General features: G+C 43.8%; 15 protein-coding genes and 1 rRNA gene. 11 read left to right on the top strand and 5 right to left on the bottom strand.

All coding sequences use genetic code 11. From position 1 onward, the window contains the following. The 6 genes from GX756_01350 to tuf form a co-directional block, all read left to right on the top strand. A 16S ribosomal RNA gene (locus GX756_01350) occupies positions 1-459 on the top strand; the annotation flags it as partial. A gap of 453 nt (positions 460-912) precedes the next feature. Beyond that, positions 913-1173: a 50S ribosomal protein L7ae-like protein gene (locus tag GX756_01345; protein NLC16511.1), complete on the top strand. Its 261-nt coding sequence runs from the start codon at positions 913-915 to the stop codon at positions 1171-1173. 74 nt (positions 1174-1247) lie between these two features. Continuing rightward, positions 1248-1619, top strand: coding sequence for a 30S ribosomal protein S12 (locus GX756_01340; GenBank protein NLC16510.1), 372 nt, complete (start codon positions 1248-1250; stop codon positions 1617-1619). 39 nt (positions 1620-1658) lie between these two features. Further along, entirely contained in the window at positions 1659-2129 is a 471-nt protein-coding gene (gene rpsG / locus GX756_01335; GenBank protein NLC16509.1) for a 30S ribosomal protein S7, read from the top strand. 193 nt (positions 2130-2322) lie between these two features. Continuing rightward, on the top strand, positions 2323-4404 hold the full coding sequence (gene fusA / locus GX756_01330; protein NLC16508.1) for an elongation factor G: 2082 nt from the start codon (positions 2323-2325) through the stop codon (positions 4402-4404). Positions 4405-4529: 125 nt separating this feature from the next. Further along, positions 4530-5732 carry an elongation factor Tu gene (gene tuf, locus GX756_01325; protein NLC16507.1) on the top strand — a complete coding sequence of 401 codons (1203 nt, stop codon included), beginning with the start codon at positions 4530-4532 and terminating at the stop codon, positions 5730-5732. A 274-nt stretch (positions 5733-6006) separates the two neighbouring features. On the opposite strand, the gene GX756_01320 is transcribed toward tuf, so the two are convergent. The 3 genes from GX756_01320 to GX756_01310 form a co-directional block, all read right to left on the bottom strand. After that, a complete protein-coding gene (locus tag GX756_01320; GenBank protein ID NLC16506.1) occupies positions 6007-6285 on the bottom strand; it encodes a hypothetical protein in 279 nt (92 codons plus the stop codon). Positions 6286-6367: 82 nt separating this feature from the next. After that, a complete protein-coding gene (locus GX756_01315; GenBank protein NLC16505.1) occupies positions 6368-6898 on the bottom strand; it encodes a Fe-S-containing hydro-lyase in 531 nt (176 codons plus the stop codon). Positions 6899-6914: 16 nt separating this feature from the next. Continuing rightward, entirely contained in the window at positions 6915-7748 is an 834-nt protein-coding gene (locus tag GX756_01310) for a fumarate hydratase (protein NLC16504.1), read from the bottom strand. 90 nt (positions 7749-7838) lie between these two features. Between GX756_01310 and GX756_01305 the strand changes: the two genes are divergently transcribed. The 5 genes from GX756_01305 to GX756_01285 all read left to right on the top strand — a co-directional run bounded on the left by GX756_01305 (position 7839) and on the right by GX756_01285 (position 12663). After that, the gene (locus GX756_01305) at positions 7839-8630 is read left to right on the top strand and encodes an MBL fold metallo-hydrolase (protein NLC16503.1); all 792 of its coding nucleotides are present in this window, start codon (positions 7839-7841) and stop codon (positions 8628-8630) included. A 5-nt stretch (positions 8631-8635) separates the two neighbouring features. Next, complete coding sequence (locus tag GX756_01300; GenBank protein ID NLC16502.1) at positions 8636-9760, top strand: CPBP family intramembrane metalloprotease; 1125 nt, start codon at positions 8636-8638, stop codon at positions 9758-9760. Then, positions 9757-10842 carry a CPBP family intramembrane metalloprotease gene (locus GX756_01295; protein ID NLC16501.1) on the top strand — a complete coding sequence of 362 codons (1086 nt, stop codon included), beginning with the start codon at positions 9757-9759 and terminating at the stop codon, positions 10840-10842. Before GX756_01300 ends, GX756_01295 begins: the two co-directional genes overlap by 4 nt. Next, positions 10842-11300: a 23S rRNA (pseudouridine(1915)-N(3))-methyltransferase RlmH gene (locus GX756_01290; protein NLC16500.1), complete on the top strand. Its 459-nt coding sequence runs from the start codon at positions 10842-10844 to the stop codon at positions 11298-11300. The genes GX756_01295 and GX756_01290 overlap by 1 nt, the downstream gene beginning before the upstream one ends. Before the next feature lie 85 nt (positions 11301-11385). Beyond that, positions 11386-12663 (top strand): glycosyltransferase family 2 protein, encoded by a 1278-nt coding sequence (locus GX756_01285; GenBank protein NLC16499.1) that lies wholly within the window; start codon positions 11386-11388, stop codon positions 12661-12663. A gap of 52 nt (positions 12664-12715) precedes the next feature. Here the strand turns inward: GX756_01285 and zupT are convergent, their stop codons facing one another. Then, positions 12716-13525, bottom strand: coding sequence for a zinc transporter ZupT (zupT, locus tag GX756_01280; protein NLC16498.1), 810 nt, complete (start codon positions 13523-13525; stop codon positions 12716-12718). Between the two features lie 143 nt (positions 13526-13668). Beyond that, positions 13669-15457 (bottom strand): ABC transporter ATP-binding protein (locus GX756_01275; GenBank protein NLC16497.1); only part of this gene is annotated, 1789 nt, incomplete at its 5' end.

The raw sequence follows: 15457 nt of genomic DNA, 5'->3' as shown, positions 1-15457 counted from the left end.
CCGCAACGATCGCAACCCCTCTCTTTAGTAACCAGCGAGTAAAGTCGGGGACTCTAGAGAGACTGCCGGGGTTCACCCGGAGGAAGGTGGGGATGACGTCAAATCATCATGCCCCTTACGCCTTGGGCTACACACGTGCTACAATGGGCGCTACAACGAGCAGCGAGCCGGCAACGGTAAGCGAATCTCAAAAAGGCGTTCTCAGTTCGGATTGCGGGCTGCAACCCGCCCGCATGAAGGAGGAGTTGCTAGTAATCCCGAATCAGCATGTCGGGGTGAATGCGTTCCCGGGTCTTGTACGCACCGCCCGTCACGCCATGGGCGTCGGGAGTACCCGAAGTCGGCGCGCCAACCTAAGCGATTAGGAGGCAGCCGCCTAAGGTTAGCTCGATGACTGGGGTGAAGTCGTAACAAGGTAGCCGTATCGGAAGGTGCGGCTGGATCACCTCCTTTAAGGAACAGGCTAACGACCTGGTTTCAAAAGTCGGTATCTTGATTTAATCTCAAGATACAAGCCCTGAAAACGCAAACGGTTTTTGGCTATGTGTTTTATCCTAAATGTTTTCAGGCCGCTTGTCTTGATAATCCCTTATTCCTTTGTCTATGTGCAAAAAAACCATAAAAAAACAGCTGTTAGCAATAACAGCTGTTTTTTTGTTTTTGGTATAATTTCTTTTCTTATGTTTTATTGCTTAAAAACAAACTATTAATATCGTATTTAGAGTTAATATGTTTAAAACGCTACTTTAATATCTTTGGCGCTTCGCGCAAAAAACGCTTGACTGTATGGATAAATAATACTATAATATTTTGGCGTGAAATTTGACGCATATTTTTTTGCGTGGCAAGCTATTTATTCATTAGGTTAATTTTTTATATAACGATTAACATAATGATTAAATAGAGGGTAAAATGACTAACGCGGACATCAAAAAGCTTATCAACAATTCTTCGGTGCTTGTCGGGACAAGGCAGGTGCTGAAGGCGTGCGCTAAAGGCGCCTTGCGGTGTGTGATTTTGGCGTCCGACGCGGACGAGAGCATTTGCAACAAAATAGTCCAGACTTGCGCCCAGCATAATACCGAAGTTTATAACTTCCCGTCCAAACGCGAGCTGGGCAAGCTTGCCGGGATAGACGTTGCAAGCGCGGTTGTGGGTATAGAAAAAAATTGAATTTCTAACGGGTTGCATAGAAATTCATGCGGAAAGGGATAAAATCCCTTTTAAACATTTTTTATGGAGGAAATATGCCTACTATTAATCAGCTTATTAAGCACGGCAGAAAAAAGCGCGTAAAGAAAAGCGAAGCGCCCATCTTGCAGGGTAATCCGCAAAAAAGAGGCGTTTGTCTTTCTGTTACGACTACGACGCCCAAAAAGCCCAATTCGGCCTTAAGAAAGATAGCAAGAGTCCGTCTTGTGAACAAAATGGAAGCTACCGTTTATATTCCGGGCATTGGGCATAACTTGCAAGAACATAGCGTGGTATTGATTCGCGGCGGAAGGGTTAGAGATCTTCCCGGCGTCAGATACCATGTCATTCGCGGCGCGCTTGACGCTTTGGGCGTGGCTAATCGCAAACAGGCAAGATCAAAATACGGCGCAAAGCGCCCTAAATAATCGGTTTTTAAGACATTTACAATTGGAGGTTTAATTTATATGCCTAGAAAAGGCCCGGTGCCTAAAAGAGAGGTTTTGCCCGATCCGGTATATATGTCGCAGACAGTTACCAAGCTTATAAATCAGGTAATGCATGACGGCAAAAAAGGATTGGCCCAAACAATAGTATATGAAGCGTTTGAGCTAGCTAAGTCAAAACTAGGCCTAGAGCCTATGGCTATATTTAATCAAGCCCTGAACAATGTTATGCCCGTTTTGGAAGTTAAGGCAAGAAGGGTGGGAGGCGCGACTTATCAAGTGCCCATGGAAGTAAGGCCCGAAAGAAGACAGACATTGGGTCTAAGATGGCTTGTTAATTACGCGCGCAAAAGATCAGAAAGAACGATGAAAGAGCGCTTGGCGGGCGAGCTTATTGACGCGTATAACAATACCGGCGGAGCTGTCAAAAAGAAAGAAGATGTTCACAAAATGGCTGAAGCCAACAAGGCTTTCGCGCATTATCGTTATTAATTTTTAAAACGAAAAATAATTTTTCTTTCTCATCAAATAATAACAGTTATAAGCATTTTAAAAAATTAAAGCGCATAAATTGCTGGATTTTTTCAGCAAATTATCGCGCAATGCTAAGACAAACTAAAAAATTTGCGGTATGGGGAAAATGGTAAAATATCTGGTTTTTTAGATAATTAGGAGTTTATTATAAATGCCAAGAGAGTTTAGTTTGGAAAAAACACGAAATTTCGGTATAATGGCGCACATTGACGCAGGCAAGACCACCACATCCGAGCGCATATTGTTTTATACCGGAAAAGTCCATAAATTAGGCGAGGTTCACGAAGGCGCGGCGACAATGGACTGGATGGAGCAGGAACAAGAACGCGGCATCACCATTACCAGCGCGGCCACCACTACCCAATGGAAAGGATACAGGCTAAACCTGATTGACACGCCCGGTCATGTGGACTTTACCGTGGAAGTGGAGCGCAGCCTAAAAGTATTGGACGGCGCGGTCGCGGTATTTTGCGCAAAAGGGGGCGTAGAGCCTCAATCCGAAACGGTTTGGAGACAGGCCGAAAAATATCATGTTCCCCGCATCGCTTATGTGAATAAGATGGACATAAACGGCGCTAACTATTTTAATGTCATAGAAATGATGAAAACCAGACTCAACGCCCGTCCTGTCGCCATGCAATTGCCCATAGGCAAGGAAGAAAATTTCAAAGGCATAATTGACCTTGTGTCAATGAAAGCCACGATATACAAAGACGACTTAGGCCAGCAAATTGAAGAAGTTGAAATTCCCGACGACCTAAAAGAATTGGCCCAAAAGTACCGTTCCGAGCTTTTGGAAACTGCTTGCGAATTTGACGATGACCTGATGATGAAATACTTGGAAGGCGGCGAAATATCCGAAGACGAGATAAAGGCGGCGATACGGAAGGGCACATTGAGCCTAAAAATAAATCCCGTCTTTTGCGGAACAAGCTATCGCAACAAAGGCGTGCAAAAGCTGCTGGATGCGGTAATTGACTATTTGCCCAGTCCTTTGGATATCCCCAACGTTCAGGGCAAGTCGCTGGGTTCGGACAAAACAATTGAGAGAAAGACCTCGGACGATGAAAAATTCGCGGGACTGGCTTTTAAGATCATGTCCGACCCTTTTGTCGGCAAGCTGGCGTTTTTCAGGGTTTATAGCGGCACGCTTGAGACCGGCGCCGTAGTTTTAAACTCTACCAAAAACAAAAAAGAACGTATAGGCCGCCTAATCCAAATGCATTCAAACCACAGGAGCGAGCTAGACAGGGTTTATGCGGGAGACATATGCGCCATTGTGGGTCTAAAAGAGACCACTACGGGCGACACTTTATGCGATCCCAAAGCGCCTATAATTTTGGAAAGTATGGATTTTCCCGAGCCCGTTATTAAGGTCGCCATTGAGCCCAAGACCAAGGCTGGCCAAGAAAAGATGTCAATGGCGCTTATAAAGCTTGCCGAGGAAGACCCTACTTTTAAGACATATACGGACAAAGAAACGGGCCAGACCATAATAGCCGGCATGGGAGAATTGCATCTTGAAATTATCGTTGACCGCATGATGCGCGAATTCAAGGTTGAGGCCAATGTCGGCAAGCCGCAGGTCGCTTATAGGGAGACAATCAGAAAAAAAGTGCGCAGCGAAGGCAAATATATCCGCCAGACCGGCGGACGCGGCCAATACGGACATTGCATTATTGAGTTAGAACCTCTGGAGCCCGGCTCGGGCTATGTGTTTGAGGACAAAACGGTCGGCGGCAGTATTCCCAAAGAATACATACCCGCTGTTAATAACGGCATACAAGAAGCCAAGCAAAGCGGCGTTTTGGCGGGGTATGAATGCGTGGACTTTAAAGCGACCGTGCTTGACGGAAGCTACCACGAGGTTGACTCGTCCGAAATGGCGTTTAAAATAGCCGGGTCTATGGCGTTTAAAGAAGGCATGGCAAAAGCCGACCCCGTGTTGCTTGAGCCTATTATGCGCGTGGATATAACCGTTCCCGACCAATATTTGGGCGATGTTATGGGCAACCTTTCCAGCAAGCGCGGCAATGTTTTGGGCGTGGAGCTTGTCAACGGCATCCAAAACATCAAAGCCGAAGTGCCCCTGTCCGAGATGTTCGGGTATTCCACAGACCTAAGGTCGCTGACCCAAGGACGCGGCAATTTTTCTATGCAGTTTTCGCATTACGCGGAATTGCCCCAATCTTTGTCCGCTAAAGTTGTAGGCGAAAAAGCCAAAAAAGAATAGCATTTTTTAAAAAAATGTTATATAATAAAAGGCGTCAAAGCGCTAGCCTGTTAATTTTAATAAGCGTTTGGCGCCATAAATAAATCAAAATAATTGAATAAAAGTAGATTGGAGGGATTTTTAAAATGGCTAAGGCGAAGTTTACCAGAAACAAACCGCATGTTAACGTGGGAACGATAGGACACGTTGACCACGGTAAGACTACGCTTACTGCGGCAATTACAATGGCATTGTCCGCTAAGGGCTGGTCCAAAAAAATGAAATATGAAGATATTGATAAGGCTCCGGAAGAAAAAGCAAGAGGTATAACAATAAATACTTCTCATGTGGAATACGAAACAGAACATCGCCATTACGCGCACGTTGACTGTCCCGGACACGCCGACTATGTCAAAAACATGATCACAGGCGCGGCTCAAATGGACGGTTCAATCCTAGTTGTCGCAGCGACTGACGGACCTATGCCCCAAACACGCGAGCATATACTGCTGGCTCGCCAAGTGGGAGTTCCTTATATCGTAGTCTTTTTGAATAAGGTTGACCAAGTCAACGACCCCGAGCTTTTGGAACTTGTGGAAATGGAAGTTAGGGAACTTCTAAACGAATATGATTTCCCCGGCGATGAAACTCCCGTAATAAAGGGTTCGGCCTTAAAGGCTTTGGAAGCAGCAACCGCAGGCAATATTGACGATCCCGCATGCGAGCCCATATTTGAGCTTATGGATGCGATTGACAACTATATCCCCGAGCCTGTAAGGGAAGTTGATAAACCTTTCTTGATGCCTGTGGAAGATGTCTTTACCATAACCGGCCGCGGCACTGTCGCTACGGGCAGGATTGAAAGAGGCCAAATAAAAGTGGGCGACAAGGTAGAACTCGTAGGATTAAAAGAAACCATAGAGACCACAGTAACCGGCGTTGAAATGTTTAGAAAAGAGCTTGATTTTGGTCAAGCGGGCGATAACGTAGGCTTGTTGTTAAGAGGCGTTGACAGAAAAGATATAGAGCGCGGACAAGTTTTGTGCAAGCCCGGCTCAATCAAGCCCCACACAAGATTTACGGCCCAAGTTTATGTTCTAAAACAAAGCGAGGGCGGACGACATACTCCTTTCTTTAACGGATATCGTCCCCAGTTCTATTTCCGCACGACAGACGTTACCGGTTCTATTAAATTGCCTGAAAATGTTGAAATGGTTATGCCCGGCGACAATATCACTATGGAAGTTAACCTAATCGCGCCTATAGCCGTTGAAAAAGGCTCTAAGTTCTCTATCCGCGAGGGCGGCAGAACGGTAGGTTCGGGTTCTGTTGTGGATGTTATTGAATAATTAAATATAAAATTGACGAATAATCAAACCGGACAAGTTTAACCAGCTTGTTCGGTTTTTTTATGCCGAATAAAAAAACATAAGCGGTCAAGAAAAATATTTTAAGAAGCTTATTTTTATCTATTGAAGTAAAAAATTAATATATAAAATGAAAGGTTCTAAAAATTAATATTTAAAGGCTAATAATATTTCAAAAGGGTATTTAAAAAACTCAAAAAAAAGAAAAAAAACGCTTTATGTATCCGATGTGCTTTTGGCACATCGTGAATTGGGTTTAATTTTCGCAGCGGTCTTTTTCGCAGCATTTGCAGCGCTTGATAATAAGCGTCACAATAATCAAGACCAGCAGTAAAACGGCAAGCACTATCAACGCTGGAAGCGCTGTCAAGATTGCGGCGTCAAAAACAGCGCCCAATATCAGACCCAGTGTCAGCGCAAACAGTATCAGCAAAAAGCACAATATCCTGTCCGCGCACCAGCATAAAATATTTTGGGCAATGGACTTTCTGGGGTTTTTTTCAGGCTGATTTTGATGTTCTGGTTCGCAATACATATTTTTTCCCTCCTTTTTTGATAGTATATTATATGCTAAAAAAACAAAGTAAGAAACTATCAAAAAAGGGGGCCAAAAGATTTTAACGGTCAAACAGCGAATTGCCATTTGAATCTATGCAAACTATCAAGGGAAAATTCTCAACTTCCAATTTTCTAACGGCCTCCGTCCCCAAATCCTCGTATGCGATAACTTCGGCCGATTTTATGTATTTTTTGGCAAGCGCCGCCGCGCCCCCCACGGCGCATAGATAAACGGCTTTGTTTTTTTTCATGCTATCTATTACGTTTTGGGAGCGGTTGCCCTTGCCTATCATTATTTTTAAACCCTCGTCCAAAAGCCTAGGCGTATAATCGTCCATTCTGGACGACGATGTCGGACCGCAAGCGCCGATAACTTCACCTTCTTTAGCGGGCGTAGGGCCTGTGTAATAAATCGCGCTGTCTTTTAATTCAAAGGGCGTTTTTTGGTTGTTATCCAAAGCCTCAACTATGCGTTTGTGCGCTGCGTCCCGCGCTGTGTATAAAGTCCCGCTCAAAAACACCAATTCGCCTGCTTTGAGGTTTAATAGTTCTTGTCGGCTTATGGGCAAGGTTATATATTTTTTTACCATTTTTTCTCTCCAATTTTCACAAGACTATTTTGCCATGGCGGACACTGTGGCATTGGATGTTGACGGCCACAGGCAGCATCCCTATATGGGTGGCAAACTTTTCCACGGCTACGCTGATGGCCGTGTTTTTGCCGCCAAACCCTTGGACGCCAATGCCAAGATTATTCACGGCTTGCAAGATTTCGTTTTCCAGCGCTTTAACATCCTCATCTTTGGAAGGCGTTCCCGTGGGGCGGGTGAGCGCGTATTTGGCCATAACGCACGCTTTTTCCATATCGCCGCCTATGCCTACGCCTATAATAATAGGCGGGCAAGGGTTGGCGCCCGCTTTTTTGACGCAATCAACCACGCTGTCTATAATCCCTTGTCTGCCTTTGGAAGGCGTAAGCATATATAAAGCGCTCATGTTTTCGCTGCCCGCGCCCTTTGCCAAAAAATGAATGGTCAATTTGTCGCCTTTTACTATGCGGGTGTTGATTATAGCGGGGGTGTTGTCGTTGTAATTTATTTTGGTCAGCGGGTCCAAAGTGGATTTCCTAAAATAATTTTGAATATAGCTTTCCCTTACGGCTTGGTTTAGGATATCCTCTATATATCCGCCCGTTATATGAACATCTTGGCCCATTTCCAAAAAGAACACCGCCAACCCCGTATCCTGGCAAGGCGGCAGGTTGTTCTGTCTTGCAAAGTCAATATTTTCTATAATCTGCTCAAGCGCCCATTTTGACGGCTCGTTATCTTCTTGGATTTGTCTTAGGCGCTCGCAAGCTTGGCTTTCTATATTGACAACGCATCGCGAAATAAGCTCTTTTACCGCGCTTAATATTTGGTACGAGTGTATGATTTTCATAAAGCAATTATACCATATTCCGCGCGAGCGCTCAAAATAAATTGCTTTATGCGGTTATTATTAGTATAATTACCTTTAAGGTAAACAATAATGTCTTTTAATATATGCGTGCTCGCAAGCGGCAGCAAAGGCAACGCCGCGCTTATTTCTACGGACAAAACCAAAATATTGCTGGATGCCGGCATAAGTTGCCGCTCAATTGAGCAGAAGCTAAAAAGCATCGGCCATAAAGCGCAAGAACTGGACGCCGTTTTGATAACCCATTGCCATTGGGACCATATAAGCGGCGTAAAGACTTTGGTAAAAAAATATAACCTAACCGTTTATTCTTATTACCGAAATTACCGACAGCTTGCGTCCATACTCGGCAGCAGCGGCAGGAACATAATAGAACTGGACGGCAACGATTTTTTTATCAAAGAAATTACGGTGTCGCCCTTTGAACTTATGCACGACATACATTGTTTTGGGTATAGCTTTTATAGTCGCGGAAAAAAAATCACCGTAATGACCGATATGGGCAAGATTACGGAATACGCCAAGATAAGCGCGAAAGACAGCGATATTTTGATGATAGAATCCAACCACGATGTCCAAAAACTAATGTCCAACAAAAAATATCCTCAAGACCTAAAAGAAAGGATTATCTCGGACCAAGGACATTTGTCCAATGATTTATGCGCAAACGCGTTGACCGAGCTTATCACGGCAGGGGGAAGGCAAATTATTTTGGCGCACCTGTCCCAAGAAAATAACACGCCCGAGCTTGCATATACCATTACGGCTAACGCGCTAAAAAACCGCGGCATTGAGGCGGGGAAAGACGTAAAGCTTTATATAGCTTCGCAGCATAAGATCGGCGAAATTCTTTCGGCGGTATAGATTAAATGTCAAAATTAAAACAACCCAAAAATCTAAGGAAAAAAATAAATCCCGTGGACAGCGGAATGGGTTTTTTGGGCGCTATTTTCGCGTTTTTTGGCGCGTCTTATTTGGCGGTTATGATTTTAATCTTGTTGTTTTTGGCGGAACTTTCCAATGATCCAAACTATTTGGATCAAGTAATGGACTATCCCTGGGTTATTATTCTTACTACTGTCTTGCCGCAAATCGCGCTTTTGTTGTTTGCCGTTATCTTTTGCAAAATTAGGCGCGTAGACTTTTTTTCCGCGCTGCAAATAAACTCCAAGCCAAAAATAACCATATTAGCCGTTATTCCCGTTTTGGCTTTGTTTTTGATTATTAGCAACCTGCCTTTGCTTGCCGCCGCAGAGGATATTTTTCGGCGCGTCGGCTACTCTTTTCCCGATATCAGCTTTGACAAAATGTTAAGCTCGCCTTGGGGAGTTATAGGGGTTGTGCTAAGCGTTTGCTTGATGCCCGCGCTGTTTGAGGAATTGATATTCAGGGGGCTTATATTGCAAGGGCTTGCGTCCAAGTTTAAGCCATTCTTCGCGATATTCTTAAGCTCGCTAGCCTTTTCGCTGATGCATATGTCGCCCGCCCAAACAATCCACCAATTTTTGTTGGGGATGGCTCTTGGTTATATCGTCTTGGCCACCAAATCAATTTGGTCGGGGACGCTATTGCACTTTTTCAACAACTTGTGGGCGGTAATTTTGGAAGCACTTCTATATAAAAATTTTAATATTCCTTTTATTGACAATACTATATTTATATATCTAGGCGGCATAATCTTTGCGCTGCTAGGGCTGGTCGCGTTTTTCTTGGCGGTGGATTTTATGGGCAAAGACATATCCCAAGGTATTTTTGCCCAGTCGCTTAAAAGGCTTGTAAAACGCCAAAAAGATTATGGCTACAAAATGAATTATGACGTGATTTTGCCGCCGCCTATATTTGGCGTTATGCCGATGTCCGAGGAAGATTATAAAAATTATGTTATAGCCAAAGAACAAAAAAACAGAAGAACTTTTATTGTTTTGTTTTCGCTCGCTTTTGGAATATGCCTAATATTTTGGATAATAAGTTTGGCGCAAGGGATGATATTATGATAGAAAACTCTCAAAACACAATAAACTCAAAAGCTTTATTTAAAAGCAATTATTATTTGGCCTCAATAGGCATTTTGGTCGCCGGCGCGGGCTTGATAATTACGCGCATCTTGTATGGATTGGGCGTGTTTGACGGATTGCCCGAGGCGTTATTTGATTTTTTGAGCTCTTTTATTATCCAGATTATTTTTATAAGCGGCGGCGGGCTTGTGGCGTTGCTCGTCCAGCAAAGATTGAACAGCCGTAAACTATTAGATATAGAAAATCGCCCAAGCTTAAAAAAGCGGTTTCAAGATATGGGCTTTAGGCTGCCCAGAATTTATCTTATACCGCTTTCCTTTGTTTTGGGGATATTATTTATGATAATGACTGCGGGCGTATCTTTTATTAATTCTTTTATATTATTGCTGTTTGGATATAATTTTCCACCGTCCGCGCCCGAAGCGGTAGGCGGGGTAGGATTATTTTTGCTGGCTTTGTTTAACAGCGCGGTCTTGCCCGGGGTTTGCGAGGAATTTTTAAACCGCGGATTAATCTTGCGCGGGCTTAGGGACACCATGCGCGACAAATACGCGATTATAATTTCGGCGCTTTTGTTCGGGCTTATGCACGCCAATATAAGACAGACATTATATACTTTTGTAGGCGGAATAGTATTGGCCATCCTCGCTATCAAAACAAGGTCAATATTGCCCGCGATGATTATACATTTTACGAACAACGCCGTTGCCGTTTATTTGGAACACGCCTATTATAATGGTTGGATAGGCGGCAATTTGGAGAGCTTTTTGGAAAGCAATTTCTTGCTAGCGGCGGCGCTTTGGGTGGTTTTTACCGCGCTTTTTATAGCGGCGATATATTTTATCGTAAAAGCCGAAGACAAACATTACCAAAAAAAGGAGCAAAATACCCAACAAGAAAACGGACCAATACTTTTGCCCTATCAAACGCCTTTTGGGGTATTTTTTGTAAGAAGCGCGCCTTTGTATAGACCGAAACTGGAAGACAAAGTCATAATGTATACATCGGTATTTTTATTGGCGCTTACCACGATGCTAACATTTTATATGGGATTGTTTTGATGATTAGGGTTATTTGCGTCGGCAAGGAAAAAGAGCCCTATTACATTCAAGCCGCCCAAGAATATATAAAAAGAATAAAAAAATACGCCAAGATAGATATTGTCCAATTGCCCGAGTTTAAATTATACGGATCGTCAAGCGCCGATATAGAAAAAGCGCTGACACAAGAGGCAAAGTCTATCCAACCGCATTTTAAAGGGATTGCGGTCGCCTTAGATTCGCAAGGCGAGCAATTGACGAGCGAAGAGTTCGCGGCGTTTGTGCAATCTAACTTAAGCCGCGGTATAACTTTTATAATAGGCTCGTCTTTGGGCCTTGACGGTCAAGTCAAGCGGGTGGCAGATAAGGTTATCAGTTTTGGCAAGATGACATATCCGCACAGGTTAATGCGCGTCATACTGCTGGAACAAATATATAGAGCGTTTTGCATTATTAACAATGCGTCCTATCACAAATGACGCATAAATAAATGTATAAAATACCAATAAAATATTATTGTTATTTTGTCTTATTTATGTTAAAATCTTGGAAAGGTGTTTGACTTTGGTTGAGATAATATTTTACATATCAATAGCCCTTTCGGCGGCAATAGTTTTGGTGGGTTTTCCCCATGTTATATATATGTTTATTGGGCTGCTGTCGCCCAAAAAATATCCCAATGCGAAAATCAATTACAAATACGCTTGCCTAGTTTGCGCCCGCAACGAAGAAGGCGTAATCGCCCAGTTAATTGACAGCATCAAAAAACAAGATTATCCCGCCGAGTTAATAGATATCTTTGTGGTCGCCGATAATTGCGACGACAATACGGCAAAAGTCGCCCAAGAGGCGGGCGCTATCGTATTTGAAAGAAACAATCGGCATCTGCGCGGCAAATGTTACGCGCTGCAATTTATCTTAGATATCATGAATAACCAATACGCTGACAAAGGCTATAAGGGCTATTTTTATTTTGACGCCGACAACTTGCTTGCCCGCAATTACATAACCGAAATGAACAAGGCGATAAACGCCGGCGAAGTGATAGTCAACAGCCACCGCGCGCCCAAAAACTATGACAATTGGCTTAGCGCGGGCACGGGATTGATGTTTTTGCAGCAATGCCGATTTGTTCATCAGGCAAGGGCCAAAATAAATACCAGCACCTACATAGCCGGAACGGGTTTTTATACGGACGCCGAGATTATAAGAAAACAGGGCGGCTGGCCTTACACATCAATGACCGAGGATATTGAGTTTTCGCACGCCAAGGTGTTGGAAGGATATAAAATCGCCTATTGCGACAGCGCTATCTTTTACGACGACCAAGCGATGACCATAAACGACACCATTAACCAGCGCGCGAGATGGGTAAAGGGCGGATATCAATGCTGCGCCAAGTTTTTGTTAAAGCACCTAAAAAATATGCGCAAGTCTTTTTCCTCTTATGACTTGTTGTTTTTATTGTTGCCCATACCTATTATATCTTTTTCTTGGGCGATTATCTCCACCTTAGCCTTTTTATTAATGGGCATCTTCGGGTGGGGAATTACCTTTTTAAAAGCGTTATGGATTATAGGGGTTCAATTTATAGGCGTTTACGCGGCAGCGTGGCTTTTGGGACTGGCCGTTACGATTTTGGAATGGAAGCACATTAAGGCCAGCGTTATTAAGAAGATTTTATATACTTTCACCTTTCCCGCAAATATGATGCTATTCTTGCCCGCCGTTTATGTCGCCTTGGGAGATGTAAAATGGCGTTCTATAAAACGGACGCAAAAAAGCATCGCGGAATTGGAAGGCCAAAAAGAAATTATAGAGTTTGAAAAAGCAAAGCCCTGATAAAAAAAATCAGGGCTTTTTTAAATTTAAAATATTGAGCTTGATAAGTTTTCTACAAGGCAAACAACGCCAAACTAATCCCCATAACCGCCATTCCCGCGACCATGCCATATACGGACAAATGCGCCTCGCCGTATTCTCTGGCGCTGGGCAACAGTTCGTCAATGGATATAAAGACCATAATCCCCGCGACCGCGGCAAAAATCGCGCCAAACACCACATCGTTTATAAACGGCAGCAAAAGCCCAAACCCAATCAAAGCGCCTATGGGCTCAGATATGCCCGAAAGCACCGAATACAAAAAAGCTTTCTTGCGGTTATTTGTGGCGTAATAAACGGGTATGGATACGGCTATCCCTTCGGGGATGTTATGTATGGCTATCGCGATAGCGATTGGGACGCCTAGTTTGGGGTCTTGATACGCCGACAAAAAGGTGGCAAGCCCTTCGGGGAAGTTATGGATCGTCACGGCAAGCGCCGTAAACAATCCCATTCTTAAAAGCTTTTGCTTATTAATGGGCGTCGCGCTTGCCTCCATCTCTTCAATTTTTCTTAGCTCGTGCGGGTTTTTGGCTTGGGGTATTAATTTATCAATTAGCGCTATCAAAGCAATGCCGCCAAAAAAACCGCCCAAGACCGCCCAATATCCCGCAAACTCGCCCAGGGCGGACGTCAAAGCGTTTTTGGCTTTGAAAAATATCTCGACCATTGAGACATAAATCATAACGCCGGCCGAAAATCCCAAACTTATAGCCAAAAATTTGGTGTTAGTCTTTTTTGTGAAAAACGCCAGGGCGCCGCCTATTCCCGTGGCAAGCCCGGCAAACAAAGTAAGCCCAAAAGCTGTTAAAAATTGCATCATCGGTATCCCTATTTTTTGTTTTTTTAGCGTATTTTATATAAGCCGCCATAAGTTAAGAAAATTTTAACATACGGCGGCTTTTTCGCGATATAATTATACACTATAATAATATGATTCTATATGTGTTTGAGTCACACAAAATTTTAGCTAAGCTCAAGCGCGCCGGTGTATAATTGATAATATTTGCCTTTATAGTCTATTAATACCTCATGGTCGCCCCGCTCAATTATTTCGCCGTGCTCTAAAACTATTATGGCTTGGGCGTTTCTTATTGTGGACAGCCTGTGCGCTATCACAAAAACAGTCCTGCCCTCCATAAGCTTATCCATGCCTTCTTGTATGATTTTTTCGGTGCGCGTATCCACGCTGCTGGTCGCCTCGTCCAAAATAAGAACCGGCGGGTTGGCGACCGCGGCGCGCGCAATTGACAATAACTGTCTTTGGCCTTGCGAAAGGTTTGCCCCGTCCCCTGTCAATACCGTATCAAAGCCTTCGGGCAAATGATTAATAAAAAAGTCGGCATTGGCAAGCTTGGCCGCTTTTTCAATTTCTTCGTCCGTGGCGTCAAGTTTGCCATACCTTATATTATCCCTTACCGTTCCCGTAAACAAATGGGTGTCTTGTAAAACTACGCCCAAAGACCGCCTTAACGAGCTTTTTTTGATATCTTTTATGTCTATGCCGTCATAAGTGATCTGGCCTTGCTGAATGTCATAAAAACGGTTTATCAAATTTGTTATAGTGGTTTTGCCCGCGCCCGTCGCCCCGACAAAAGCTATCTTTTGGCCGGGCTTTGCGTATAGGTTGACATTTTTTAAGACAAGGTTTTTGCCGTCATAAGAAAAATCCACATTTTTAAACCTGACATCGCCTTTTAATTCTATCAACTCGGCCCCGTCGTTGGCGGGCTTTTTCCAGCACCAAATGCCTTGCGGGTCGTTCTCGGCCGTTTCTTGCAATTGACCGCTTTGGTCTTTTTTGGCTTTTACCAAAACCACAGTCCCTTGGTCTTGTTCTATAGGCTCGTCCAAGACCTCAAAAATTCTTTCGGCGCCCGCGATTGACATAACGATAAAATTAATTTGGTTGGACATTTGGTTTATGGGCATGGTAAAGCTTCGCGTCAATAGCAAAAACGATGAAAGCGCGCCTATGGTCAAAAACGGCGTTCGGGCTATTAAAAATCCGCCTACAACGGCTATTAAGGCATAGCTTAGGTAACTGAGATTGACCATAATGGGCATCAGCATATTGGCGTAAGTGTGCGCGCGGTTGGCGTTTTCGTATAGGTTTTGGTTTACTTCGTCAAATTTTTGTTTTGCTTTTTGCTCGTAAGAAAAAACCTTGACGACCTTTTGACCGTGCAACATTTCCTCGGCATAGCCGTTTAATTGGCCTATTGCTTGCTGCTGGCTCACAAAATACCTTGAGCTTCTTCCGCCAAAAAACCTAACCGTCAAAAGCATAACAACAAGCATGCCCACCACCAACAAAGTCAATATCCAACTATATATCAGCATAACCGCAAAAACGCCTACAACGGTTACGCTGGAAGATATAACGCTGGGGATGCTATGCGAAAGCGTTTGTCTTAGCGCTTCTGCATCGTTGGTATATCTGCTCATTAAGTTCCCGTGTGTATTATTGTCAAAGTATTTGATGGGCAGCTTTTGCATGTGTTTATACATCTGGTCGCGCACGGTCTTTAATGTGCCTTGGGTGATATTAATCATAAGTCGGCTATATACATATCCCGCCAAAACGCCTATCAACGCCACTGCGCACATGGCCAAAATAGCCGCGCTAAATCCGCTCAAATCGGGGTTTTGGACGCCCACAAGAGGCAGGATATATCTATCAATTAGCGGTTTTACAAAGCTGTTTAAAGCAATGCCTGTTCCGGAGTTTATCAAAATACAAATTGCCACAATG

This window comes from Clostridiales bacterium (genome assembly GCA_012512255.1).
Taxonomy (GTDB): Bacteria; Bacillota; Clostridia; order Christensenellales; family DUVY01; genus DUVY01.
This window is presented reverse-complemented; position numbering and strand designations above follow the sequence as displayed.

What these genes read in the sequence shown, in the direction of transcription:
- GX756_01340 (NLC16510.1), top strand. Translation starts at nt 1,248, where the DNA reads ATGCCTACTATTAATCAGCTTATTAAGCACGGCAGAAAAAAGCGCGTA.
- GX756_01290 (NLC16500.1), top strand. Translation starts at nt 10,842, where the DNA reads ATGATTAGGGTTATTTGCGTCGGCAAGGAAAAAGAGCCCTATTACATT.
- tuf (NLC16507.1), top strand. Translation starts at nt 4,530, where the DNA reads ATGGCTAAGGCGAAGTTTACCAGAAACAAACCGCATGTTAACGTGGGA.
- GX756_01295 (NLC16501.1), top strand. Translation starts at nt 9,757, where the DNA reads ATGATAGAAAACTCTCAAAACACAATAAACTCAAAAGCTTTATTTAAA.
- GX756_01305 (NLC16503.1), top strand. Translation starts at nt 7,839, where the DNA reads ATGTCTTTTAATATATGCGTGCTCGCAAGCGGCAGCAAAGGCAACGCC.
- GX756_01300 (NLC16502.1), top strand. Translation starts at nt 8,636, where the DNA reads ATGTCAAAATTAAAACAACCCAAAAATCTAAGGAAAAAAATAAATCCC.
- GX756_01310 (NLC16504.1), bottom strand. Translation starts at nt 7,748, where the DNA reads ATGAAAATCATACACTCGTACCAAATATTAAGCGCGGTAAAAGAGCTT.
- GX756_01320 (NLC16506.1), bottom strand. Translation starts at nt 6,285, where the DNA reads ATGTATTGCGAACCAGAACATCAAAATCAGCCTGAAAAAAACCCCAGA.
- GX756_01345 (NLC16511.1), top strand. Translation starts at nt 913, where the DNA reads ATGACTAACGCGGACATCAAAAAGCTTATCAACAATTCTTCGGTGCTT.
- rpsG (NLC16509.1), top strand. Translation starts at nt 1,659, where the DNA reads ATGCCTAGAAAAGGCCCGGTGCCTAAAAGAGAGGTTTTGCCCGATCCG.
- zupT (NLC16498.1), bottom strand. Translation starts at nt 13,525, where the DNA reads ATGATGCAATTTTTAACAGCTTTTGGGCTTACTTTGTTTGCCGGGCTT.
- GX756_01315 (NLC16505.1), bottom strand. Translation starts at nt 6,898, where the DNA reads ATGGTAAAAAAATATATAACCTTGCCCATAAGCCGACAAGAACTATTA.
- fusA (NLC16508.1), top strand. Translation starts at nt 2,323, where the DNA reads ATGCCAAGAGAGTTTAGTTTGGAAAAAACACGAAATTTCGGTATAATG.